Origin of the sequence: Corynebacterium sputi DSM 45148 (assembly GCF_000427865.1) — a bacterium.
Lineage (GTDB): Bacteria > Actinomycetota > Actinomycetes > Mycobacteriales > Mycobacteriaceae > Corynebacterium > Corynebacterium sputi.
Window position 1 is genome coordinate 14,375 of the sequence record NZ_ATYV01000025.1, and the last position, 22,959, is coordinate 37,333.

A 22,959-nucleotide genomic window follows, 5' to 3' on the forward strand; every position below is an offset into this window, starting at 1 on the left:
CCTTAACGGATTCAAGCGCGTGTTTTAAGCCATTAAGCTGGAGTTAAGCGTTTTCCTCGCTCATGCGCCAGCGGATGCCTGCCTCGAGGAATCCCTCCAGGTCGCCGTCGAGGACAGCGGTCGGATTGTTGACCTCGTAGTTGGTGCGCAGGTCTTTGACCATCTGGTACGGGTGCAGCACGTACGAGCGCATCTGATTGCCCCAGGAATTGTCTGAGTCGCCCTTGAGCGCGTCCATTTCGGCACGTTCCTCAAGACGCTTGCGCTCCAGAAGCTTTGCCTGCAGCACGCGCATGGCCGAAGCCTTGTTCTGGTGCTGGGACTTTTCGTTCTGACAGGTCACCACGATGCCGGTGGGCACGTGAGTTAAGCGCACGGCGGAGTCGGTGGTGTTCACCGACTGGCCGCCTGGGCCGGAGGATCGGTAGACGTCGACCTTCAGTTCGCTCTCGGGAATGTCGATCGAGTCGGTCTGCTCAACGACAGGAAGAACTTCGACCGCAGCGAATGAGGTCTGACGTCGACCCTGGTTATCGAACGGGCTGATGCGCACTAAGCGGTGCGTGCCCTGTTCGACCGAAAGAGTGCCGTAGGTGTACTCGCCGTGCACGACGAAAGTCGCGGACTTCAGGCCTGCTTCTTCGGCGTAGGAGGTGTCGTAGACGTCGACCTTGTACCCGGACTTCTCCGCCCAACGGATGTACATGCGCATAAGCATCTCTGCGAAGTCCGCGGCATCAACGCCGCCGGCTCCCGAGCGGATATTCACCACTGCCTCACGCTGGTCGTATTCGCCGGAGAGCATGGTCTGCACCTCTAGCGCCTTGATCTCCTCGCGCAGCTCACGACGCTCTTCATCGGCCAGCTCGATTGCATCCGCGTCGCCCTCGTCGTCGGCGAGTTCGTACATGACGGGGACGTCGGTAAGCCTGGCACGAAGTGCCGTAATCTTTCGCAGTTTTGCCTGCACCGAGGACAGCTCAGAGGTGACACCCTGAGCATGGTCGGGGTCATCCCACAGGCCCGGGTCCGCAGCCTGCGCCTCAAGCTCACGGGCTCGCGCCGAGAGTTCGTCGAGATCGACCACCTTCTCAATGGTGCCGAGGGTGGCGTCGAGGTCCTTGAGGTCTGCACTTGCGTCGGGATTCACAGTGAACATCGTACCGTCACCGCGCGGAGGCCCCGTGCCGCCGTGCACAATGGGACGCATGACCAACGACTCGAGCATCCCGGCCAGCGTTTTCGACCTCGACTTCGACCTTGAATCGCCGGACCTCACCGACGTGGAGGTCGCCGTCTTCCTGGTGACCCGCGCCGCTTCTCTGGCCGCGCACATGCGCGAAGAAGGACTCGGTACTGAGTTCAAGACCTCCGTCTCTGACGTGGTCACCGAAGCGGACCGTGCGGCGGAAGATTTTGTCGTCAACGCATTGGCAGAACTGCGTCCCGACGACGGCATCCTCGGCGAAGAAGGCTCATCCTCCGACGGAACCTCCGGTCGGGTGTGGGTCATCGACCCGGTCGACGGCACCTACAACTTCACCAGCGGTTCGGACTACTGGTGCTCAGCCATTGCCCTTATTGAAGGACCGGTGAACAACCCGGAGCGGGTTGTTCTCGGTGCGGTGCACCAGACCTCGTCCGGGCGGACCTGGGTCGGCGGGCCGGAGTTGCCGACGATGGTCCACACGCTGGGCATTGGGCCGAGCCAGCCCGTCGCGGTGGAGCCTCTCTCCGGTTCGGACCCCTCGCAGATCAGCGTGGGCACCTACCTCCATGGCACCTACTTCCGTGATGCACCAAACTCGCCGGTCGATGCGGCGATCACGTCGCGGTGGGCTGAGGCAGTCGGGATCTTCGCGACCTGGCGGACCCTCGGTTCGGCGTCGCTGGATATGGCCGGTGTCGCCGACGGCCGGATCGGCGCCTGGTTCCAGCGCACCGTCGCACCGTGGGACTGGCTACCGGGATACGCACTGGTCGCCGGCGCTGGCGGAACCGGTGACTTGGTGGACAGCTGGAGGATCGCCGGGCACCCGGAGGCTGTGGCTCAGGTCGCGAAGGTCCTCGAGCCCTAAGGCCACAGTCAGAGGTTCATCACGCCGATCACGATCAGCATCACCGAGACCAGGCCACTAGCCGCGCGAGTGACGGTGGCTTGGTTTTCGCGAGCCTTCGTGAACATCCGGCCGAGGAACGATTTCGGCTGATGCCTGATCACTCCCACCGCCACGGCGACAAGGAATGACAGGCTGAGCGCGACCGAGGCATAGAGGACCAACCCGAGCGCTTGCATGCCGGCCGACGGGACCTGCACGGTCAGGACAGCCAGACCGCCTAGGAACGGCACCGAGGTCAATGACTGCGCGATGCCGAGCACCACACCCATCCCGACCGTCTTCGGTGATGCGGTCTTCAAAGGACCGAGCAGTCGTTGCTGCAGGGCAGAGGGTTCTCCCCCGCCGCCGCCCCTGATCGTGAGGATGCCGGTGACGACACCGGTGGCGATGAGGAGAATGCCGAAAAGGGCGGATTCGACGAGGCGGATGATGGGGTCGCCGATGGCATCGAAAAGCAAGAACACCAGCACCGCGGCGATGAGAAATCCGAACCACGAGCCGAAAACCAGCAGCGACACGACCCTGCGGTAGACGCCGAACTGGAGCATCACGCCAAGTGCGACGATGACGCCGATCAACAAGAGGTTGACGGAGTCCATCAACGCAAAAACAAGGGCACTCAGCATGGTCGACAAGAATACGCCCCGGCCCACCGCTACGCTTCACGCATGACCTCTTACGCAGACAATCTCGCCCTCGCCCGCCGCCTCGCGGATGTCGCTGATTCCCTCACGATGTCCCGTTTCGAGTCCTCCGATCTGACAGTTGAGTCCAAGCCCGACCTGACCCCGGTGTCGGACGCGGACTTGGAGTGCGAGAGGCAGCTGCGCGAGGTTCTTGCCGATGAGCGCCCGGACGATGAGGTCTTCGGCGAGGAGTTCGGCGGCGACGCAGTACCCGGCGGGCGCCAGTGGGTTATTGATCCGATTGACGGCACGAAGAACTTTGTCCGCGGCGTACCGGTGTGGGCCACGCTGATTGCACTGCTTGAGGATGGCAAGCCGGTCGTCGGTGTGGTGTCGGCTCCGGCTTTGGGACGCCGATGGTGGGCGTCTGCGGGCGTGGGAGCCTTCCGGTCAACGAACGTGAATGGCCGCAGCTCCGAGCGGAAGCTCTCGGTATCGGCAGTAACGGATCTGGCGGATGCCTCCATCGCGATTTCCTCTCTGTCCGGATGGAAGGACCGTGGCTTGCGCGAGCAGCTCATCTCACTGACCGATGATGCTTGGCGGCTGCGCGGATATGGTGATTTCTTCTCGTACTGCCTCGTCGCCGAAGGCGCAGTGGACGTGGCCGCTGAACCGGAGGTATCCCTGTGGGATCTTGCTCCCCTGGCTGTACTGGTCGAAGAGGCTGGCGGCCGATTCACCTCGTTCGCAGGTGAAGACGGACCGCATGGGGGCGATGCTGTAGCAACGAACGGACCGCTTCACGACGTAGTCCTCAACCGACTGCGCTAAACAACCCAACTCGGGCGACGCGCTGGCGAATAATTCATGAACCTTTTCTAAAGGAATACCTTTGCCATGAGCGCAGGGTGCGCTAACCTACCTTGTATGAGCAAGCACAGGCACGCACGACGCATCGAACGGTATGGGTCTCCCCTGGACCGTTACGACGCCGAGACGCGCTCCCCGCTTGCTGGCCTCCGAATGGCCACCGCGACGCCGAAGTCTCGGTGCTGCCAGAAACGCGTCCGGTGCAATAACTGCCCGGTTGTGGTCAACAAGCTCCAGCGCGCCATCCACTCCGGCGACATCGATCTGGACTCGTTGACGGGCATCGCGCAGCGCGCCCGAATGCGCTGATCTGCTGATTTAGCGTTGACAGGAACCTCCCAGCGACTTTCCAGGGGCCTGGGATCACGCAGTTTTAGCGTGATCATCATGAGCACAACACATAAGACCGCCAGGCTCGCACTCGCAGCTCTGGTCGCCGGTTCCCTCACACTCACTGCCTGTTCCACCGAAGCTGTCTCCGGTAGTTCGGCGACGGTTGTGGAGATGGAGGCGTCGGGAAGCGATGCCGTAACCACCGCAGAGACAATCTCGGATACCGCGGCCGCAGCGCAGGCATTCCTGGAGACTTTGACGGACGAGCAGCGCGAAGCCGTTCTCTACGACTACAGCGACGAGACCAAGACGACCTCCTGGTCGAACTTCCCTGTCACCTTCGTCGAGCGCGCCGGCCTAAATCTCACCGACCTCACCGACGACCAGCGCGAGGCCGCCATGGCTGTCCTCGAAGCTCTGCTGAGTGAATCCGGGTACGAGACTGCCGCTGGGATCATGGACGGCGACCAATACCTCCTGGAGAACAGCGACTCCACCGAAGATTCGCTAGGCCAGTACTACATCGCGTTCTTCGGCGTCCCGTCTGATTCCGCAGCGTGGCAGCTCCAGTTCGGTGGCCACCATCTTGGACTGAACGCCACGATTAATGGATCAAGCGACGAGATCACTTTCGCGCCAACCCATCTCGGCTCCCAACCGGCGGTGTACACCAATGCCTCCGGTGAGGAGGTCCAACCGCTGGCTGGGATGTACGAGACCGCCTTCGCCTTTTACGGCAGCCTCAGCAACGAGCAGCTCAACGCCCTGTACCAAGGGGAGGAAGTTTCCAACTTGCAGTGCGCCCCAGGCGACACATGCGAATACCCCACAGGTACCGGGCTCACAGGATCGGAGTTGAGCGAGAACCAAAAGACATTGCTTCTCGACGTCATCTCCAACTGGATCGGCCTCGCGGACTCAGAGACCACCGCACAGACCCTGGCCGAGATCGAGGAAACCCTCGACGACACCTACATCAACTGGTCCGGAGCAACCGACTACGACATGACCTCTGGCGACGGCATCTACTTCCAGATCTCCGGCCCGGACGTGTACATCGAATTCTCGAATCAGCAGTGCTCTGCGGGTGCGGACGTCGAAGGCGTGGTCACCGGCGGCTGGGGCCATATCCACACCATCTACCGTGACCCGTCCAATGACTACGCCGGAAGCGCAACCCAAGAAGAGGCATCCGGCATGAGTGGTCCGGGTGGCATGCAGATACCCAACCAGGGTGACCTGCCGACGATCTAAAGTCGCTTCCCCCACGGTGACGGCGGGGCCGGATTCCGAGTGATCACATCCGTGAAGCGACGCAACAGCCACGCCAACGGGATCGTGATCGCCGAAGTCACCACAAAGACACCAAAGGTTGAGCCTTGGAACGTGTTGTAGTCCAGCATGGGCATCACATGCTCCATGACAATCAGGTGGATGAGGAAGAACTCGTACGAGATCTCGCCGACCCAATTGAGGGCAGGGTGTCGAAGCCAGCGGGCGCCGGGGATGGGGACGTCGGGAAGCGGTTCTTTTTCACGCAGTACCAGCGGCGCCATGATCGCCGCTGCGGTGGCGAGGTAGAGCACGTTTTTCCACAGCGCCTCGCTGAGCTGGTCCGGGACGAGAGTCGCGGGGCCAGCGAGCGTGGTCGTTGAAAACAGGAAAAACGCCGCAGCGAGGGGCCACGCGAACGCGACAGAAACTCTGGCACCCATCCAGGCCAGGACTGCCAGTGCCATGCCGGCGGCGAACCAGTCGAAGTACCCCACCAGCCACAGGCGCGCCATGTACGGCATCGCATCCCACTGGTGCGAAAGAATCGCCCACAGCGGAGACAGCACACCAAACCCGACGACAAGGCCGAGCACCAATCACGGCCTCCACACACCACGGGCCAGCCACCAGATCAGCAGGCCGACAAACGGCAGCACCAGGTAAAAGCCCACCTCCACGACCATGGACCAAAAGTGCGTGGTGCCCGCGTGGAACCAACCGAGCTCCGCCGACTGCAAGAAGAACATGGTCCGGAAGAAGCCCTCCCAGCCCGTGGCGTTGTCGGGGGCGTCCGGCTCAAGACCTGGCAGTGGCCACACGTCGAGGAGGTAAATCGCGATGACGGTGATCCAGTAGCCCGGCAAAATGCGCCTCGCCCGATGCCAGGCGTAACGACGCAAAGAGGGCAACTCTCCAGTGCCCGTCGGCTCCGCGCCGGAGGTGTCCAGCAATGTGCGCACCCATGGGCGGAACAACAGAAATCCAGAGAGGACGAAGAACAGAGTCACACCGACTTCGAGGCGCGCTGCGACCCGTCCAATCCAGTCATCGGTGTAGTGGCCCGTCCAGAACGCCGCATGGGAGAGGCAGACCGCCAGCGCCGCCAGAGCACGAATACTGGTCGGTTCCGGCAAGCGAATACCGGAGCCAGGGCGGAAACCGAGACCGGTGCGTGGCTATTTGTTAATCAAAGGTGCGGCAGTCACGGTGCACACCTTAGCCCCTGAAACATATTCCAGAACAAATACAAGAAAAGAGGCCGGACACTGACTTTCGTCTGTGTCCGACCTCTTCTATCAGTAGCGGGGACAGGATTCGAACCTGCGACCTCTGGGTTATGAGCCCAGCGAGCTACCGAGCTGCTCCACCCCGCGCCAACTGCATTCAGCAGCACGTGCCAGTCTCGATGACCAACAAGAGGTAACTGTAACAGGGCCTCGGGCAGATTGGCTAATCGGTGTTCATGAGCCGTTTACCGGCACCTCTGCGCTTTCCAGCTTTTCTTTCCGACGTTCTGCTTCCAACCTCTCAGCCTCTTCACCACCAATAGCCTCACCTCGGTCAACCAGACCAGAATCGGTCTGCAGCGGAATTTCCTTGACGAAGAAAGCCAGAAGAAGAGCCACGAGGAGGAACGGGATGATGTACCAGAACACAGGGGCCAGGGAGTCGGCGTAGGCGTTGACGATGCCGTCGCGGACGGTGTCTGGAAGCTGGTTCATGACCTGCGGATCCAGAGTGGAGGTAGCGGCGGGTGCGTCGGAGGCGTCGAGACCCGAACTGGAAAACACTTCAAAAAGCCGCTCGGTCAGGCAAGTCGTGAAGAGAGTTCCAAACACAGCAACGCCAAGTGCGGAGCCCACCTCACGGAAGTAGTTGTTTGTACTGGTCGCAGTTCCTAGCTGGTCCGAGGGAACGCAGTTCTGAGCGACGAGGACCACGATCTGCATGACCAAACCAAGACCTGCGCCAAAAACGAAGAGGTAGGCGCAGATCAGCCAGATCGGGGTCGTCGCGGCAAGCGTCGTGAGCGCGAAGACTGCGAGCGTGGCGATGATGATGCCCGCAATGGGGAACTTCTTGTACCGCCCGGTACGACTGACCGCCATGCCGGACCAGATGGATGTACCCATGAGGCCAACCATCATCGGAATCATCAGCAGACCTGAGGTTGCGGCAGAGGTTCCGGATGCCATCTGCAGGAATGTCGGAAGGAATCCGACGGCAGCGAACATGGCGATACCCAGAACAAAGCCGATCGAGGCGGTGATCACGAAGATGCGGTTGTGGAACAGGGAGAGCGGGATGATCGGGTCAGTGGCTCGGGATTCGACCAGGATGAACAGGCAGACAGCGACAACCAAGCCAATACCGAAGCCCCAGGTGAGCATCGAAGACCAGCCATGCTCTCCGTCGCCACCGAAGTCCGTGAAGAAGATGAGGCAGGTCGTGGCAACAGACAGCGTGAGAATGCCGAGGATGTCGATGGGCTTGGAGGCCTTTTTCGTCGGGAGGCTCAGAGCGAAGAACGCGATGAGCAGTGCGATGATCCCGATCGGGATGTTGATGTAGAACGCCCAGCGCCAGGTTAGGTGGTCCACGAAGTAGCCACCGAGGAGCGGGCCTGCAACAGCAGAGAGACCGAAAATCGCGCCAAGCGGGCCCATGTACTTGCCTCGTTCAGACGCCGGGACGATGTCGGCAATGATCGCCTGCGAAAGGATCATCATGCCGCCGCCACCGAGACCCTGCATGGCGCGGAAGATGACGAAGGTCCAAAAATCGTCAGCAAATGCGCATCCCACGGACGCCAGGGTGAACAGTCCGATTGCAGTGATGAACAGCCAGCGTCGGCCGACCACGTCGCCAAGCTTTCCGTAGATCGGCATGACGATCGTCGTGGCCAGCAGGTATGCGGTGGTGATCCACATTTGGTGATCGACGCCGCCTAGCTGACCGACGATCGTCGGCATGGCGGTGGACACGATGGTCTGGTCGAGGCTGGCCAAGAGCATGCCGGCGATGAGCGCCGAGAAGATGATCCAGATCCGACGCTGGGTCAGCAGCATCGGCCCGTTAGTGGTGGTGGACAAAGGAACTCCTGGTGTTAGTTCTGTTCCCGCAGCCTAGTTTACAGTCACTGTAATTTGAGATACATACTATGCACCTAAGGGTGCTGAAAGTGCAAAATGTCGCGCATGACATACTGAAACGATCGATCAGGAGTTGATGAATCTTGCCTCCACGCGGACGCGAAGCCACTGCCTCGGCCATTGAAAAGGCCACGCTCGACATGATGCTGAAGCACGGCTACGACAACGTCACCGTCGACATGATCTGCGGTGAGGTGGGGATCAGCCAACGCACGTTCTTCAATTACTTCCCCACCAAGGACGATGCGGTCCTTGGCCGCGACTTGCCTCAGATCGACCAGCAAGCCTCTCGGCGTTTCGTCCTCTCGGACGACTCTTTGCTTCTCGACGCCCTATCACTCATCCACTGGCCTGCCACCTCACCGGGCCCTCGTCCTATCGACGAGCGGATCCGGGTGATCTCCCACTCCCCCGCGCTCATCGGGAAACAGACCGAGCGATTCGGCGCCCTTGAGGCGGAACTCAAAGAGATCATCGGGTTACGGCTTGAGCACCAACGACCGGAATCAACAGAGGAAGACCGCGCCGCAGAGGCCGCGATGGTCACGCAGTTGCTGGGCGGGGCGATGCGGTTCATGGGAATGTCTGCAAAGGATGGCGGCCTCAGCATGGAAGAGATCATGCAACGGACGCATGCCACCCTGGAACGGGTGCTGACGGATTCCCCGGCTCCGAAAACTGATGAGGCTAATTAGCCTAGGACCTCTTGGGGCGGCTAATGTCCACCATGATTTTTGGCGGGCCACGATCGCAATGTAGGTGCCGCCAGCGATGAACCCACTTTTCAGCGAGGTGTCCTTTGTGACCCAGGCCTTCTAGCCGTCCGCCTTCCCCACATCAGTCTACCCGACCATGTCTAGGGGCGGATGTTGCATTGGCCTGAGCCTTGTCACTCGCCCCGCTTTGTCGTTCTCAATCCCGGGTGCAGCTCTGCCGACTGCCCTGGGATTTTCGTGTTTCTGCAGCTCCCCCGGGCGTTCTTCGGCGGACTCCCCGATTCAATGAATCAGGAAAGTTTTCAATGTCATCCCCACATCCCGAGGTAGATTCCCGCACCCTGGGCCCATTACGTTCCACTCCACTGGTGGCCCGCATCGTCCTAGCCGTGGTGCTCGTCGCCGAGTTGATGAACTCGATTGACCATTCAATCGTGCTCAATGCCGTCCCGACTCTGCGGGACACCCTCGGAGCCGGACCTGCAGCCGTGCAGTGGCTGACCGTCGGCTACTCGTTGGCACTGGCCGTTGGACTTGTCACAGGGGGTCGCCTCGGAGACGCTTACGGGCGTCGTCGGATATTCCTCACTGGCACCGCCATCTTCACCGTCGCCTCGCTACTGTGCGGAATCGCGCCTAATCCTGAGGTCCTTGTGGCCTCCCGCGTCTTGCAGGGCGCAGGTGCCGCGATCATGCTGCCGCAGGTCCTCGCGACTATTCACGTCACCTTCAGCGGCGAGGCCCGGAGCAAGGCATTCGGCCTCTATGGAGCGATCCTCACGATCGGGGCCGTGCTTGGCCCGGTGCTCAGTGGAGCGCTGCTGGAGCCTGACCTGTTCGGTTTGGGCTGGCGATCGATCTTCTTGATCAACCTGCCCATCTGCATAGCAGTGTTAGTGCTGGGCCGACTTTTCATCGAGGAGTCGACGTCGGAAAGCCCTGAGCGCCCGGACTTCCTCGGCATGTTCCTGTCCGCCCTCGCTGTCGTGCTCATCGTGTTCCCGCTGACCCAAGGCGCGCAGCACGGCTGGCCGCTGTGGACCTTCGCACTTCTTCTAGCAGGGATTGGCACGATTGCGGAGTTCGTCATTCAGCAAAAGGGACGCCAAGACAATGCCCCGACGATCTCGTTGTCGATGTTCTCTCACCGCGGATTCTCTGCAGGCCTCACTGCACAACTGGTGTTTGGCGTGTTGTCCGGAATGTTCTTCATCACGCTCACGATCTTCCTTCAGACCGGACTGGGGATGACTACTCTCGAGGCATCCGTCGCATTCGTCCTCCTCACCGCCGGTGAACTCATCGGAGTGATCGTGGCGGTGGCGGTCCAGAGCGCAGGACGTTTCGGGCGCCGACTACCGCAGGCGGCTGCGCTTCTCGCAGCGGCTGCAGTGATCGTGTTCGTCGTTGTGATCGCACATTGGCAAGCAGATCTGACGATGGTTTTCATGGCGCTGCCGCTAATCATGCTCGGAAGCGCTTTTGGCGCGATCGGCGGACCACTCGCCGACCTATCGCTGCACGACGTCGTCCACGAAGACGCAGGATCCGCCTCTGGTCTCTTCAATACCTCAATCCACCTGGGAATGGCCCTCGGGACGGCTTTGACCGGGCTGGTGTTCTTGAACGACGGATGCAGCGCTTAACCGGGAGGCGTTCATTGGTGTCCTGTGGACTATCTCAGGCGCCTTTGCAGTGATCTGGGCCCTGATGTTCATCATGCCGGCGAACTCCCCAGAGAAGGAGCCCAGCCGCTAGTTCGCCACCTTCCACTGGTGCGCCACCGACTCCCATGGAAAGGGCGTCGGTGGACCAGCGAGGGACTCAAAATACGAGAAAACCGGCCGCAGATTTTCATCTGCGGCCGGTTTTCGTTCGTGGTAGCGGGGACAGGATTCGAACCTGCGACCTCTGGGTTATGAGCCCAGCGAGCTACCGAGCTGCTCCACCCCGCGTCAACTGTGTTGCCACAGCGCCTGTCGGTCGTGATGACCAACAGGAGGAAACTCTAACAGCATCACGCTGCCAGAGCCAACCCGCAGGTCACGCAGAGAAAGAGGTCTTTGAAACCTCGTTACTTCCCTGCGCTTCCCTGTAAACCACTGTCGTACTTTCTTACTGGCCGTTCGCGGACTGGTAGTCCTGGACCGCCTGGTCGAGATCGGCGAGTGCCTGGCCCTGAGCCGCGAAGTCACCGTTGGACTGCGCAGTGTTCAGGCGGTCAAGTGCGCTGTTGATTCGGTCGACTGCAGCATCACGAGCAGCCTCGTCGACCTGTCCGCCGCCGGTGCTGGCGTCGTCATCGTCGCTGCCAGCTGCTTCCTGGTCCGGAGCCTCTTCGTCGTCTGGCTCCTCGACGGGGTCCCCTTCGATGCGGGTAACCGCGTCAGAGTCGATACCGACCTGGTTCAGAGCCTCCGCGACGGTGGCGCCGTAACCGACCTCACCGCGGTACTCAACGAGCACACGGAGAAGCTTCGGGAAGGCGGTGTCCTGATCACGACGCTGGGTGTAGATCGGCTCGACGTAGAGGATCTCTCCGTCACCGACCGGCAACGTCAGCAGGTTACCGTTGGTCACCACGTTGGTGCCCTCAAGCAGCGTGCGCTCCTGGGCGACTGCTCCGGCAGACATCATGGTGTCCTGCGCCTGCATCGGTCCCAGAGTCTGGGTGTTCGTCGGCAGGGCGCGGATGTAGATGTCACCGAAGGTGTCCGGGTCAGAAGACACGGACATCGTGGCAGAGAGGAACTCACGCTCCAGACCACGGAAGGCGGAGATGAGCTGGAAGCTCGGCTCGCCGGTGATCGGGTCAGCTGCGACAACGTAGTACGGCGGCTGCGGCAAATCCTCGTCGCTGGTGGAGGTCGGGTCGGAGGAGACTGACCAGAAGGCGTCGTTGGTGAAGAAGACGCCCGGATCGGTGACGTGGTAGCGAGCCATCAGCTCACGCTGGACCTTGAACAGATCCTCTGGGTAGCGCAGGTGCTCCATCAGTTCATCGGAGATCTCAGACTTCGGCGTGACGACGTCCGGGAAGACACCCTCCCACGCCTTCAGCACCGGATCCTCTTCATCGAACTCGTAGAGGTCAACGGTTCCGTCGTAGGCGTCAACGACAGCCTTGACGGAGTTACGGATGTAGCTAACTTCCTCGTTCGGAAGCGGACGCGGGGTTCCGTCCGGATTGAGGGAGTCCTGGGTCGTCTCCTGCAGGCTGGTGCGCTGGGAGTACGGCATGTCCTCCAGCGTGGTGTAGCCATCGACGATCCACTTGATGCGACCGTCGACCACAGCCGGGTAGGTCTGCGAGTCGGTGGTCAGCCACGGTGCGACCTGCTGGATACGGTCTCGCGGATCGCGGTTGTAGATGATCTTCGATTCCGAACCGATGCGGTCCGTCAGCAGGACGTTCATTTCCTGGTAGTTCAGCGCGTACATCGCACGAGCGAAGTAGTTGCCGATGCCGACTCCGCCTTCACCGGTGTAGGTGTAGTTCCGGCCGTCGGCGTCGTATTCGAAGTTCTCGTCGGAGTCATTGCCACCGACGATGGCGTAGTCCGCCTCCGAGTCAGAGATCAGCGGACCGTAGTAGATACGGGGCTGCTCCAAGTTCAGATCCATGCCGTTCGGGTCCTCAGACTCGAACAAGTCGGCCACGGTGTACAGCGGGTAGCCGCCTCGAGCGGAACCGGCCTCGGTAGCGACCTCGTCGACCCGGTTAGCCGGGGCAGCGATGATGCCGTTGCCGTGGGTGTACACGGTGTGGCGGTTGACCCAGTTGGACTGGTTGCCCTGGAGGTTGTTCGGGTTCAGCTCACGGGCCGCGACGATGAAGTCACGCATGTCGCCATCGACCTCGTAGCGATCGACGCTGAGCACGTCCGGGAAGCCGTAGAAGTTCCTGAGCTGACGCTGCTGGGTGAACGTCGGGGGCAGGACCTCCGGGTCGAGGATGCGGATGTTCGACAGGGTGCTGGCGTCGGAGGCGATCGACTCAGCGCCTTCCTCAGCCGCAGCAACGTCGTCAGCTTCTTCCTCGGGTTCGCCGCCCCAGTTGCGCTCGATGGTCACATTGTCGTCGGTGATCCCGTAGAAGTACCGGGTCGCCTCAATGTTGCGCTCGATGTAGTCGCGCTCACGCTCGGCACGGTTCGGGTTCACGGAGAACTGCTCGACGGCCATCGGCCAGGCCACACCGATAGCACCGGCGGAGACCAGCATCAGAACGGTAGCCATCGCGGGGATAGCCAGGTTGCGCAGGAAAATTGCGGCGAAGAAAGCGATAGCGACGATGATCGAAATGACCAGCAGCACGATTTTCGCCGGGAGCAGTGCGTTGATGTCGGTGTACGAAGCACCGGTGAAGGTATCCTGCTGGTTACCCAGCAAGTCGTAGCGGTCAACCCAGTAGCTAGCTGCCTTGAGCAGCATGAACACGCCGGCCCAGCATGCGAGCTGGGCACGGGCTGCACGAGAGACTCCGACGCGCTCTCCGGTAGACGGGTTGCCGGCGCGAATGCCGCCGAGCAGGTACTGCGTTACCAGTGCGGCGAGGAACGCCACGATGACTGCGAGAACCATGGTGTCCAGCAAGTAGCGCAGGAACGGGAGCTGGAAAGCGTAGAAGCCGTAGTCAATGCCGAACTGCGGATCTGACTCACCGAAGGACTGCGAGTTAAAGAACATCGCGGCCATTTCCCAGTTGGTCTGGGCAATCAGGCCGGAGAAGAGACCGAACAGGATCGGGATACCGATGAGGACCGGCTTTGATCCGGCCTCGGCGATCTGACGGTAAGCGGCAAGCGGACTGCGCGGATCCAGCGTGGGGTCCATCGGCGGTCGGCTGCGCCATGCGAGGAACAGAGAGAGAAAGACCAGGCCGCCGACGACAAGGCCGACTGCAACAAACATCGCGATTCGGATCAGCCAGGTCGTGCCAAGCACGTTCCTGAAGCCGACTTCGCCGAACCACTTAAAGTCTGAATAAAGACTGACGAAGAAAGGCACGAACAACGCCAGTGCGACGATGATCGTGACGACGATGGCAAGCCTTCCGGGCCTCACTCGGGCTTTACCGCCAGCTGAGGGTGGAGTTGGTGTCACCTAAGAGCTCCTAAGAGGAAGCGGGTTTACAGGGGGTTAATCCCCTATTCTAGGGAAAAGACCCGCAGAGTCATGTCGGGTCCCCTCAATCTCAGATTCACCCGGAGCGAACTTATTTATGTCTGACTACGCCGACAACCTCGAAGGCGACCTTTCCAACGAACTGACCCCGCAGGCCCTGAACCGGGCCGTGCGAGAAGTCGTCGACCACGTCCACAGCGAAGGATGGGAGTCGCGTCCGGCACTGTTCGCACTGGTCCCCACCCGATTGGTGGCAGATTTCCTGGACCCGGATTTGCTGGACAGCTCGCCGCTGACGCTTGTTGCACAGGAGGAACTTCCTGATGGAATCGACGGCGGTTCGCCCGAACTTGCGGAGTTCATCTCCCGCACTAGCTGGCCCCGCGGCGTCGTGGGTGCAGTTCTGAGCCAAGAGATCCTGGTCGTGGCTCCGGAAGACGAGGGATCGCTGGACAACCTCGCCCTTGAAGAAGTTCGCGCTTCCACGAAGTCCGGCCTGGCTCGCCAGGCCAGGTTGATTACAGGCGTGCTTGACGACGGCCCGGAGTTAACCCTCATCCAGCCCCGACCCACTGAGCAGGAGCTTGCAGAGGGTGGACCCTTCGCTGAAGACAACATCGAACTCCGTGACGGAACCGGTCTGGCCACTGGTGTAATCGCCGCTCTGCGTTCGACTTTCGAGAATATTGACGACTTCTAATCCCAAGCTTCACAGCTTCTTCAGCAGCCAAAAAACCGCATGCCCACTAGCTTTGGGGGCGCATGGGCAAGAGAAAATTCTCCCCTGAGAGTTGACTTAGCGGTTAAGACACGGTTCGATAACAAACGAAAATGGTTGTCCTGCGCCCCTGTACGCCTTCCGGCCAGCCCCGTGAACTCACCGCAGGAGATCCCCCCCATGAAGAAGTCCTTCCTCCGTCGTGCCGCAGCCATCGTTATCGCTTCCGGAACCGCAGTAGGCGCCACCATCTTCGGCGTAACTGCTGCAACTGCCGCGACGAACGATTACGTCTCCTTCGGCGACTCTTTCCCGGCGAACCCGGGACAGACTGACGCGGTCGCAGGAAAGATGTGCCCGGTCTCCCACCAGAACGTCGGGCACAAAGTCAGGGAGAAGACTTCCTTGAACCTCAAGGACTACTCCTGCAACGGCACCGTGGTCTACATGCCGAATACTCCGGAGAAGATCCTCCTTTCCCAGGTCGAGGCAGCACGTGCCAACAACGACCTGAAGGACGCCTCCCTAGTCACCTTCTTCGTCGGCGCCAACGATGCAATGCAGTCCTTCCCGTTTCCGAGCCAGATCCAGCAGGATCTGTACCTCAACAACATGAACCAGGCAGTGGAGACGGTCCGCGCCGAGGCCCCCAACGCCAAGATCGTCATCGTGGGCTACCCGGAATTCATCGGCACCGAGAACCAGATCACGTGCCCGATCAACGTCGCCGGTTTTGCCCCTCACGTCCCTGCTGGTCCGGTGAAGTTCTTCGAGGACAACCTGCAGGACCGCCAGGCAGCGGTTGCCGAGGCCAACGGAGTCCAGTTCCTCGACATGAAGCAGGTCGCAAACGTCGAAGCCGGCTTGTGCGCCACTGAGGGTGGATACGTCTCCGCCTTCATTGACAGCAATGTCGGCGAGTACAACATGCCGGTTCACCTGACCCACACCGGCTCAGACGTCTTCGCGAACGAGATTGTGAAGGCCTACAACTCTTAAGGCAAGCACGGGGTTCTCTCACCATCGCCGGCCCAGTCGCCGGCGGCGTGCTGGACCTAATCCCCACTGGTACAGCAAGTCTGAGTATTGACTTAAAGGCAATGACAAGGTTCCATACCAAACACAAAGAGTTTTGGCGCAGAACCTGGACCTCGTCACGCCGCAGCAGGAGAGCCCTCCCATGAAGAAAAACACCGTCCGCCGCACACTCGCTATGGTCGCAGCAAGCGCCATGGCTGTGGGAGCCTCCGTCATGGGAGCTGCGACCGCCTCGGCAGCACTTGGAAAATACGTCGCCTTCGGCGACTCCTTCCCTGCCAACCCCGGCATGACCGACGCTGCGAACGGATGGGAACGCATCGGCGCCGGCGGTTGTCCGCAGTCGGCTCAAAATGTCGGCCACCACGTCGCTTGGCAGACCGGTCTCGAACTTCACGACTGGTCCTGCAACGGGACTGTGTCGTACATGCCGAACACACCGGAGCGAACTCTTCTGACCCAGATCGACAACGCAAGCGCGTCGGGCCATCTCCAGGGAGCACGGTTGGTGACGTTCTTCCTCGGTGCCAATGATGCAATGCAATCCTTCTGGGCTCCGAGTGAGATGCAGGACCAGCTGTATGTCGACAACGTACGAGCTGCCATCGACCGCGTAAAGGCGGAATCTCCGCAGGCCCAGGTCATGATCGTGGGATATCCGGAGTTCATCAGCGCTGATCCGTCACATGTAGCCTGTCCGATCAACGTTGGCGGCGTCGCCCCGCGCATCGGCGCAGCTCCGGCGAAGGTCTACGAAGATAATCTCCAGCACCGCCAATGGCGCGCAGCCAGTGAATCCGGCGCTACGTTCCTCAACATGAAGGAGCGGGTCAACGTCAACGTCGGCATGTGCGGCGACGAGAACCGCCTGGTGTCAGCGTTCATCGACGACAATGTCGACGAGTACAACATGACCAACCACCTCACCCACGCAGGTTCGATCGAGTTCGCTCAGGCTATCGTCGACCAGTCCGGAATGCGCTTCCGCGACTAATCAGACACTGCGGAGCCACATCTGAGCACCCACTCCCCCTCTCCCCACTTCCTGGAGACGGGGAGATTTTCAGCTCGAGGCCCACGTTTCACACCGCCGCTAGTCGGCCAAGAACGTTTGTTGACCATATCTTTCGACAAAAGCTGCAGCGCAACGCAGCGCCAAGGGAAATCGACGAACTAAGAGTTGACGAAGTGACCCCACAGGGGGTTTCATAACGAATAAGTAAAGAAACGGTTGCGAATGAACATTCCGACCGACCCTGCACACTGGAGATCCAACACTCATGAAGAAGTCCGTGTTCCGTCGCGCTGCGGCCGCCGTCGCAGCCACCACCATGGCTGTCGGCGCAACCATCTTCGGCATCAGCTCCGCTACCGCGACTCCCGGAGACTACGTCGCATTCGGCGACTCCTTCCCCGCAAACCCGGGCGCGACTGACGCAGTGAACGACCTGGAGCGCATCGGCCGTGGCGGATGCCCGCAGTCGGGACAGAACGTCGGCAACCACATCGCCGGTCAGCTCGGGCTGAACCTCAAGGATTATTCCTGCAACGGCATGGTCTCGTACATGCCGAACACCCCAGAGCGCACCTTCCTCACTCAGGTCGACCACGCCATCAACCAGGGCGACCTGCAGAACGCTGAATTCGTCACGTTCTTCCTCGGTGCCAATGACGCAATGCAGTCCTTCTGGGCTCCGAACGAGATCCAGGACCGACTCTTCATCGACAACGCGAAGATCGCCGTCGACAAGGTCCGCTCCGTATCCCCGGACGCGCGCATCCTCTTCGTCGGCTACCCCGAGTTCATCAGTGCCGATCCGTCGCACGTCGCCTGCCCGATCAACGTCGGCGGCTTCGCCCCGCGCATCGGTGCAGCACCGGTGAAGGTATACGAGGACAATCTCGAGTCCCGTCAGTACCGTGCCTCCTTGGAAACCGGCACCGAATTCCTGCATATGAAGGAACTAGCCAACGTCAACGTTGGAATGTGCGGCGATGAGGGCCGCCTGGTCTCGGCATTCATCGACGACAATGTTGGCGAGTACAACATGCCGAACCACCTCACCCACACCGGTTCAAAGTTCTTCGCTGATCACGTGGTCGCGACGTACCACACCCGCTGGTAGTTCCCTTCGCACGGAACTTTTCACGCAGAGCTCGACACACAATGCGCCGGTGGAAACACCGGCGCATAGCTGTGTCCGGACCCAGACTCTGACGAAGCGGCGCCCGGCAGTGCTGACAGTGTGTTCCACAGATTCACGGGGTCGCCCAAGAGCGCAGGGGTCAGATGAGCCACGGGGTCATCAGAATTGACCACCGATATTGAGCACCAGGCGCCATCATCGATTCCACGATCACCACCCGGCATTCCTTGCCACAAAGACACCGCGATCGATTCGACCTCGTTTTGTGCCGAAATTGCCGCCGCACCTGCCATAGCGCCCAGGCTCTGTCCGTGCACAATGATCTTTGGGCGATGGCCCTCCGGTAGATCTTCCACTCGCTCCACAACAGTGCGCAACAACTCATGTGCTGAGTTCTTCGCCATCTGAGGATTGAGCAAAAATACAGCAGCCGACGGGGCATGTGAGTAACGCATCGACACCGTAGCGATGTCTCGGCCTGCCCACTGTTCTAAAGCCTCAACTTGGTCTGGGTCCACCCAACCGGAGCCTGTCGGCAGTGCAACGACAATGATGCTCCCGTCCAAACCGCCGGCCTCTTCCAAGGCGTTGACGGAGTGTTCAGCCAACGCAGGCTGGCTCAGAGAAGAATCCTCACCAAATACTCGCACCGCACCATATGGAGATTTTTCGGTGAGAATATCCCGGGGTGTCATTGACCATGGCCCACTATCCAGCGACCACTACACCAGGCAAAGGCCCAGGTAGGCCATCGTCCAGGTGGTCACGACTCGGTACACAGACGCGGTCACCATGGGAGCCACGGCTCCTCCACCGGTGCTCCGTTTCCCTGGCGGATAGTGTTCACCGCGACGCCCGCCCAAGCAATGTGCGCCGCGGTCTGGCAGCGCAGCCTTTCAACGGAGAAGCCTTCCCCACCGTCGGAAATCTCGCGTGCCTCAGGGCATGACTTCAGCACCTGGTCCCGCATCTCCCGGTCCAAGCCCGGTCGAAGGGTAGCTGGAATCTGCTCACCACGATCATCGGCTGCGCGAAGCAGGTCATACCCCAGGTCATGGGTCCTGCAGGCCGCGTCGAAAGAGCCTGGCAGCGGCACGGGAGATGAACAATCCCCGGTCATGTTCGTGGCCCGGTCCTCCTCGATGCCGGGGCGATAACCGATATCCCTGACCACGTCACGAGAGACAAACGCGTTCCCACTCTCCCCTGCTACCAATGCTTCGGCGGCCGCTACGGCACCACCCGGCGCGACTTCAACGTTCGATGCACCGGCGGGTAATTGCACTGCGAACATCGCGGTCACACCCACCATCACGAGCACTGCGAGCCTGGCTACACCCGTGCGGAAACGTTCAGTCATCGTCGTCGACGGGCTCAGTACCGCGACGTCCGTTGTTACCGCTCCCGCACCCTCATTGTTGATCATGGTGGGAAAGGTATGGGGGTGTGGACGAGGGCGTCGTCACGCTAAAAGGTGGTTTACCAGCGCTGCGCTGCGGTGACAGCGGGGGCCACATCCCCCGGCAGAGGTGGGCGCATATCCCTCTTCCGAGGGATAAAGCCGGAGGGTCGAAGCCGCTACGGTTCACTGTCATGGGAACGACTAGGCAAGAACGCAGAGCCCGGCGCGCTGAGCGCCGTAACGACCGACGCGAGGTCCGTCAATTCCGGCGAGCAGTCATCTCCCGGTACTGGTTACTGATTCTGTTGGCATTCGTGGGATTGCTGCTCTTCACCATTGCCTGGCCGACGATGTTCCTCACCCATTCTGTGCCGGCAGTGATCGCTCCGATCTTGGCTGGCATGGGAACGTTGCCGGTAATCTTGTTGTATTTCAAGCCACCGCGGTACGCGTGGATGATCGTGGCATTCGCCTCGCTTCTCATGGTGCCGTTTCATACGCACCATGGATTTGATCTCGACTGGCCGGTCACCTTCCATCTGGCGATGGCTGTGGTCTACGCGGCAGTTCTGCTGAAGGAATCCTCCGGAACTGCGGCCATCATCGGTGCGGCAACGGTGGTGCTGCAGTTGTTCAACCCCCATGTCGGTGTGGGCTGGGCCATCGGCGTGGTGTGGTTCTCGGTGTTCTTCCTGCTGGTGCGATGGTTGGTGGCTTCGCGTAAGCAATTGGCCAGCTCATACTCGCGTTTGGCACAGGAGTCTGCGCGGACCTCGGAGGAAAACCAGCTTCGAGTGCTCGCGGAGGAGCGCAACCGTTTGGCTCGGGACCTGCACGACGTGGTCGCGCACCAGATGTCCATGATCGTGGTGCAGTCCCAGTCCGCGCCGTACCGGCTGCAAGGCGTGACACCTGCGATCCATGCGGAGTTCGATTCGCTGGCGGACACCGCGCGAACCGCCCTCGACGAAGTCCGCGGACTTCTTGGGGTTCTGCGCACTGACGCGGAGACCAGGCCCGAGGCCCCCGTCGGCGCGGACCAAATCCAGCCGACGCTCACCGCTGCCCGGTCTGCTGGCGTCGACATCACATGGACCATCGACGGGGACCTCAGTGCCGTCGACGAAACTGCAGGGGTTGTTCTCTACCGCATCCTGCAGGAGTCGCTGTCCAATGCTGCGCGCCACGCACCTGGCGGAACGGTGCTGGTCACCATCACCGTTGGCAACGACACTGCAGACATGTCGATCGACAATGGTCCTGCCGTTGCCGGTTCACTCCCCCACGTTGAGGTCGGTGGTGGCTCAGGAATCAAGGGAATGTCTGCTCGGGCCCAGGCTGCTGGCGGTAGCTTCACCGCACTTCCCGCAGCAGATGGCGGGTTTTCCGTTACCGCGTCGGTCCCCTTGCGCCCTCGCCGCGGCGGACGGGTTTAATCTGAGTCAATGACCATCTCCGTTTTCATCGCCGACGACCAGGCCATGGTCCGCCAGGGTTTCTCCGCGCTGCTGGACGCGCAACCGGACATCACCGTCATCGGCGACGCGGAGAATGGCGCCCAGGCGGTAGAACGCGTTCCGCGTTTGCTTCCCGACGTTGTCTTCATGGACGTCCGCATGCCCGAACTCACCGGCCTTGAGGCTGCGGAAAAGATATTTAGGCTTGGACTCGACCCAGCTCCAAAGATCATCATGCTCACAACGTTTGATCTGGATGACTACGTCTACGAGGCCCTCCGGTTGGGATGTTCGGGGTTCCTTCTCAAAGATGCGCCGGCGACGGAACTAATCCGTGCGGTGCGGCAATCGGTGGAGGGCGAGGCATTGCTGGCTCCAACCGTGACCAAACGGCTAATCCAGGAGGCAGTGTCCAAGCGTTCGCACCGTCGAACCAGGCGCGCTCCCAGGGAGTTGGCGTCTCTGACTCCGCGAGAGCTGGAGACGCTGGAACAGATTGCCACCGGACGGAGCAACGCAGAGATCGCTGAGGCTTTGTTCATCTCTGAGGAGACGGTGAAGACGCATGTGCGGCGGGTGCTGCAGAAACTCGTCTTGCGTGACCGGGCGCAGGCTGTGGTGTACGCGTACGAAAATGGTGTGGTGTAGCCGCTCCAGGCGGACCCTTCGCAGCGTGTTGGCACTTACAGGTGCCAACTCCCGATAAGCAGTCCTTCTGGTCAGTTAGCCGAATGGATACAGGTCATTCCGGGCTCGTAATGCATCTCGATAGTGACGCTGCCAGCCCGCACCGTCCATTCGTTCTCACTCGAAGCCATGATTTCCATGTCGTTTGCGTCAGCCTTATCGCTGTTAGCGATGGTTCCCCGCACTAATTCGCACTCCAACCAGCAATCGGACGCTATGTCGTTAGGGCTCATCGGAGTGCCTTGTTCACGGAGAATGTAGCGCTTCGCCCGATGCAGTATCAGGTCGTCGCGGAATTCTCCGTCCTCCGGATAGGTGATCTCTGGGCACACGTAACTCGACTCTGATTCAGCCCATGGGGTCATCGCCTGGTCTCCGTCGAATGCGTTCGTCCTCCAGGTCGGCCCAGCCTGGGTCATCTCAGGTGTCTGTCCCATCAGATTTGCCAATCGGCCGATATCGCCCAAATAAAGGTCGCGGATATAGCTGGGCGGGTACGTCCAACATTTGCGAACGAGGGCTACTTCCTCGCGGGCGTTGACGTCGTCAGCCCATTTATTCACACTCGCAATATTGATGTGCGACTCGACTCCACTCGTGTTCACCACCACGCGGGCCTGAGGATCGTCGTCGAGCGGGCTGAGCACAGAGGCTCCTGTGTCCTCTGAGCCCTCCGCGACCACTATGCGATCGGGCTAGCCCTCCGCCGTGGCTTGCTCCCTGGAATCGCCAGCGAACGCCACCACTGCGACGACGTTCCCGGAGCCACTCCCCTCATCCACCGACATACCGGTGGATGCTACCGAGAAGGAACGATGCCTCACAGACCCCATTTTCTGGGATTAGCGTCGGCACCGGTTACGTACGAACTCCAGTCAACAACACAATCGTCCTACTCAGAGAGTCCTTTTCTCCTCCGCTCCACCAGCGGGGCGACGCCGTAAAACTCCGCGTACATGTCATCGAAATACTCCGTCGCCTCCTGCCTGGTGGGGTCTGCTGCACGTGTAGGTGACATCTGAGTTGGCTTGCCCGGGAGGGTGGGCTGGAAGGATGTCATTGTGCCGAAGCCCTATCCCCGAGAGTTCCGTGACGACGTTGTGCGTGTTGCGAGGAGTCGTGAACCAGGTGTGACGATCGAGCAGATTGCGAAAGATTTCGGCGTTCACCCGATGACCCTGCAGAAATGGTTGCAGCGCGCCGCGGTGGAGGACGGTGACCGGCCAGGGCAGACCCGAGCCGAGGGGGTTGAGTTGCGGGAGGCGCGCAAGCGCATTCGGCTGTTGGA

The 22,959-nt window shown here is 60.8% G+C and carries 24 protein-coding genes and 2 tRNA genes; 13 read left to right on the forward strand and 13 right to left on the reverse strand.

Features of this window, described 5'->3' with window-relative positions:
* Window positions 1-43 precede the first annotated feature (43 nt).
* A complete protein-coding gene (prfB, locus tag YWU_RS0111850) occupies window positions 44-1,150 on the reverse strand; it encodes a peptide chain release factor 2 (RefSeq protein WP_027020649.1) in 1,107 nt (368 codons plus the stop codon).
* Between the two features lie 58 nt (window positions 1,151-1,208).
* On the opposite strand from prfB, the gene YWU_RS0111855 reads away from it, so the two are divergent.
* On the forward strand, window positions 1,209-2,078 hold the full coding sequence (locus YWU_RS0111855; RefSeq protein ID WP_027020650.1) for an inositol monophosphatase family protein: 870 nt from the start codon (window positions 1,209-1,211) through the stop codon (window positions 2,076-2,078).
* An 8-nt stretch (window positions 2,079-2,086) separates the two neighbouring features.
* Here the strand turns inward: YWU_RS0111855 and YWU_RS0111860 are convergent, their stop codons facing one another.
* Window positions 2,087-2,746 (reverse strand): membrane protein, encoded by a 660-nt coding sequence (locus tag YWU_RS0111860; protein WP_027020651.1) that lies wholly within the window; start codon window positions 2,744-2,746, stop codon window positions 2,087-2,089.
* A gap of 42 nt (window positions 2,747-2,788) precedes the next feature.
* Here YWU_RS0111860 and hisN point away from each other — a divergent pair, with 42 nt between their 5' ends.
* From hisN to YWU_RS0111875, 3 genes are all read left to right on the forward strand, one after another.
* The gene (gene hisN / locus YWU_RS0111865; RefSeq protein ID WP_027020652.1) at window positions 2,789-3,580 is read left to right on the forward strand and encodes a histidinol-phosphatase; all 792 of its coding nucleotides are present in this window, start codon (window positions 2,789-2,791) and stop codon (window positions 3,578-3,580) included.
* Window positions 3,581-3,676: 96 nt separating this feature from the next.
* Entirely contained in the window at window positions 3,677-3,928 is a 252-nt protein-coding gene (locus YWU_RS16630) for a hypothetical protein (RefSeq protein ID WP_051260318.1), read from the forward strand.
* A 78-nt stretch (window positions 3,929-4,006) separates the two neighbouring features.
* Window positions 4,007-5,206, forward strand: a complete 1,200-nt coding sequence (locus YWU_RS0111875; RefSeq protein WP_051260328.1) for a DUF3500 domain-containing protein — start codon at window positions 4,007-4,009, stop codon at window positions 5,204-5,206.
* Here YWU_RS0111875 and YWU_RS18680 read toward each other — a convergent pair.
* The 4 genes from YWU_RS18680 to YWU_RS16640 all read right to left on the reverse strand — a co-directional run bounded on the left by YWU_RS18680 (window position 5,203) and on the right by YWU_RS16640 (window position 8,319).
* Window positions 5,203-5,820: an acyltransferase family protein gene (locus YWU_RS18680; protein ID WP_240484129.1), complete on the reverse strand. Its 618-nt coding sequence runs from the start codon at window positions 5,818-5,820 to the stop codon at window positions 5,203-5,205. The two genes, YWU_RS0111875 and YWU_RS18680, sit on opposite strands and share 4 nt — an antisense overlap.
* A 3-nt stretch (window positions 5,821-5,823) precedes the next feature.
* On the reverse strand, window positions 5,824-6,360 hold the full coding sequence (locus YWU_RS18685) for an acyltransferase family protein (protein WP_240484130.1): 537 nt from the start codon (window positions 6,358-6,360) through the stop codon (window positions 5,824-5,826).
* 166 nt (window positions 6,361-6,526) lie between these two features.
* Window positions 6,527-6,600, reverse strand: a tRNA-Met gene (locus tag YWU_RS0111885).
* Between the two features lie 87 nt (window positions 6,601-6,687).
* On the reverse strand, window positions 6,688-8,319 hold the full coding sequence (locus YWU_RS16640; protein ID WP_338025291.1) for an MDR family MFS transporter: 1,632 nt from the start codon (window positions 8,317-8,319) through the stop codon (window positions 6,688-6,690).
* 143 nt (window positions 8,320-8,462) lie between these two features.
* On the opposite strand from YWU_RS16640, the gene YWU_RS17685 reads away from it, so the two are divergent.
* Together YWU_RS17685 and YWU_RS16650 are read left to right on the forward strand one after the other, a co-directional pair.
* A complete protein-coding gene (locus YWU_RS17685; protein WP_027020654.1) occupies window positions 8,463-9,074 on the forward strand; it encodes a TetR/AcrR family transcriptional regulator in 612 nt (203 codons plus the stop codon).
* A gap of 389 nt (window positions 9,075-9,463) precedes the next feature.
* A complete protein-coding gene (locus YWU_RS16650; protein ID WP_169718914.1) occupies window positions 9,464-10,741 on the forward strand; it encodes an MFS transporter in 1,278 nt (425 codons plus the stop codon).
* 232 nt (window positions 10,742-10,973) lie between these two features.
* Here the strand turns inward: YWU_RS16650 and YWU_RS0111905 are convergent.
* Both YWU_RS0111905 and YWU_RS0111910 read right to left on the reverse strand, forming a co-directional pair.
* Window positions 10,974-11,050, reverse strand: a tRNA-Met gene (locus YWU_RS0111905).
* Between the two features lie 160 nt (window positions 11,051-11,210).
* A complete protein-coding gene (locus YWU_RS0111910) occupies window positions 11,211-14,162 on the reverse strand; it encodes a UPF0182 family protein (RefSeq protein WP_276201927.1) in 2,952 nt (983 codons plus the stop codon).
* Between the two features lie 157 nt (window positions 14,163-14,319).
* Between YWU_RS0111910 and YWU_RS0111915 the strand changes: the two genes are divergently transcribed.
* From YWU_RS0111915 to YWU_RS16665, 4 genes are all read left to right on the forward strand, one after another.
* Window positions 14,320-14,922, forward strand: a complete 603-nt coding sequence (locus tag YWU_RS0111915) for a PPA1309 family protein (protein ID WP_051260320.1) — start codon at window positions 14,320-14,322, stop codon at window positions 14,920-14,922.
* 198 nt (window positions 14,923-15,120) lie between these two features.
* Window positions 15,121-15,939, forward strand: a complete 819-nt coding sequence (locus YWU_RS16655) for a GDSL-type esterase/lipase family protein (protein ID WP_051260321.1) — start codon at window positions 15,121-15,123, stop codon at window positions 15,937-15,939.
* A 181-nt stretch (window positions 15,940-16,120) separates the two neighbouring features.
* Window positions 16,121-16,972, forward strand: a complete 852-nt coding sequence (locus YWU_RS16660) for a GDSL-type esterase/lipase family protein (RefSeq protein WP_051260322.1) — start codon at window positions 16,121-16,123, stop codon at window positions 16,970-16,972.
* A 286-nt stretch (window positions 16,973-17,258) separates the two neighbouring features.
* A complete protein-coding gene (locus YWU_RS16665; protein WP_051260323.1) occupies window positions 17,259-18,104 on the forward strand; it encodes a GDSL-type esterase/lipase family protein in 846 nt (281 codons plus the stop codon).
* 20 nt (window positions 18,105-18,124) lie between these two features.
* Here YWU_RS16665 and YWU_RS16670 read toward each other — a convergent pair whose 3' ends face one another.
* Entirely contained in the window at window positions 18,125-18,820 is a 696-nt protein-coding gene (locus tag YWU_RS16670) for an alpha/beta-hydrolase family protein (protein ID WP_084142150.1), read from the reverse strand.
* A 92-nt stretch (window positions 18,821-18,912) separates the two neighbouring features.
* Window positions 18,913-19,551: a hypothetical protein gene (locus YWU_RS17690; RefSeq protein WP_156892832.1), complete on the reverse strand. Its 639-nt coding sequence runs from the start codon at window positions 19,549-19,551 to the stop codon at window positions 18,913-18,915.
* Between the two features lie 167 nt (window positions 19,552-19,718).
* Between YWU_RS17690 and YWU_RS16680 the strand changes: the two genes are divergently transcribed.
* Window positions 19,719-20,963, forward strand: a complete 1,245-nt coding sequence (locus tag YWU_RS16680) for a sensor histidine kinase (protein WP_051260326.1) — start codon at window positions 19,719-19,721, stop codon at window positions 20,961-20,963.
* A 9-nt stretch (window positions 20,964-20,972) separates the two neighbouring features.
* Entirely contained in the window at window positions 20,973-21,632 is a 660-nt protein-coding gene (locus YWU_RS0111950) for a response regulator (RefSeq protein ID WP_027020657.1), read from the forward strand.
* A gap of 71 nt (window positions 21,633-21,703) precedes the next feature.
* On the opposite strand, the gene YWU_RS16685 is transcribed toward YWU_RS0111950, so the two are convergent.
* The 3 genes from YWU_RS16685 to YWU_RS18465 form a co-directional block, all read right to left on the reverse strand.
* Window positions 21,704-22,318 (reverse strand): hypothetical protein, encoded by a 615-nt coding sequence (locus tag YWU_RS16685; protein ID WP_051260327.1) that lies wholly within the window; start codon window positions 22,316-22,318, stop codon window positions 21,704-21,706.
* A gap of 48 nt (window positions 22,319-22,366) precedes the next feature.
* Window positions 22,367-22,495 (reverse strand): hypothetical protein, encoded by a 129-nt coding sequence (locus tag YWU_RS18825; RefSeq protein WP_276201928.1) that lies wholly within the window; start codon window positions 22,493-22,495, stop codon window positions 22,367-22,369.
* Between the two features lie 68 nt (window positions 22,496-22,563).
* Window positions 22,564-22,731, reverse strand: coding sequence for a hypothetical protein (locus YWU_RS18465; RefSeq protein ID WP_205618334.1), 168 nt, complete (start codon window positions 22,729-22,731; stop codon window positions 22,564-22,566).
* Window position 22,732: 1 nt separating this feature from the next.
* Here YWU_RS18465 and YWU_RS0111965 point away from each other — a divergent pair.
* The coding region (locus YWU_RS0111965) for a transposase (RefSeq protein ID WP_027020658.1) at window positions 22,733-22,959 on the forward strand (227 nt) is incomplete at its 3' end.

Coding starts and splice junctions, on each gene's coding strand:
- YWU_RS0111855 (WP_027020650.1), top strand. CDS start 1,209: ATGACCAACGACTCGAGCATCCCGGCCAGCGTTTTCGACCTCGACTTC.
- YWU_RS0111860 (WP_027020651.1), bottom strand. CDS start 2,746: ATGCTGAGTGCCCTTGTTTTTGCGTTGATGGACTCCGTCAACCTCTTG.
- hisN (WP_027020652.1), top strand. CDS start 2,789: ATGACCTCTTACGCAGACAATCTCGCCCTCGCCCGCCGCCTCGCGGAT.
- YWU_RS16630 (WP_051260318.1), top strand. CDS start 3,677: ATGAGCAAGCACAGGCACGCACGACGCATCGAACGGTATGGGTCTCCC.
- YWU_RS0111875 (WP_051260328.1), top strand. CDS start 4,007: ATGAGCACAACACATAAGACCGCCAGGCTCGCACTCGCAGCTCTGGTC.
- YWU_RS0111915 (WP_051260320.1), top strand. CDS start 14,320: ATGTCTGACTACGCCGACAACCTCGAAGGCGACCTTTCCAACGAACTG.
- YWU_RS16655 (WP_051260321.1), top strand. CDS start 15,121: ATGAAGAAGTCCTTCCTCCGTCGTGCCGCAGCCATCGTTATCGCTTCC.
- YWU_RS16660 (WP_051260322.1), top strand. CDS start 16,121: ATGAAGAAAAACACCGTCCGCCGCACACTCGCTATGGTCGCAGCAAGC.
- YWU_RS16665 (WP_051260323.1), top strand. CDS start 17,259: ATGAAGAAGTCCGTGTTCCGTCGCGCTGCGGCCGCCGTCGCAGCCACC.
- YWU_RS16670 (WP_084142150.1), bottom strand. CDS start 18,820: ATGACACCCCGGGATATTCTCACCGAAAAATCTCCATATGGTGCGGTG.
- YWU_RS17690 (WP_156892832.1), bottom strand. CDS start 19,551: ATGATCAACAATGAGGGTGCGGGAGCGGTAACAACGGACGTCGCGGTA.
- YWU_RS16680 (WP_051260326.1), top strand. CDS start 19,719: ATGGGAACGACTAGGCAAGAACGCAGAGCCCGGCGCGCTGAGCGCCGT.
- YWU_RS0111950 (WP_027020657.1), top strand. CDS start 20,973: ATGACCATCTCCGTTTTCATCGCCGACGACCAGGCCATGGTCCGCCAG.
- YWU_RS18465 (WP_205618334.1), bottom strand. CDS start 22,731: ATGACATCCTTCCAGCCCACCCTCCCGGGCAAGCCAACTCAGATGTCA.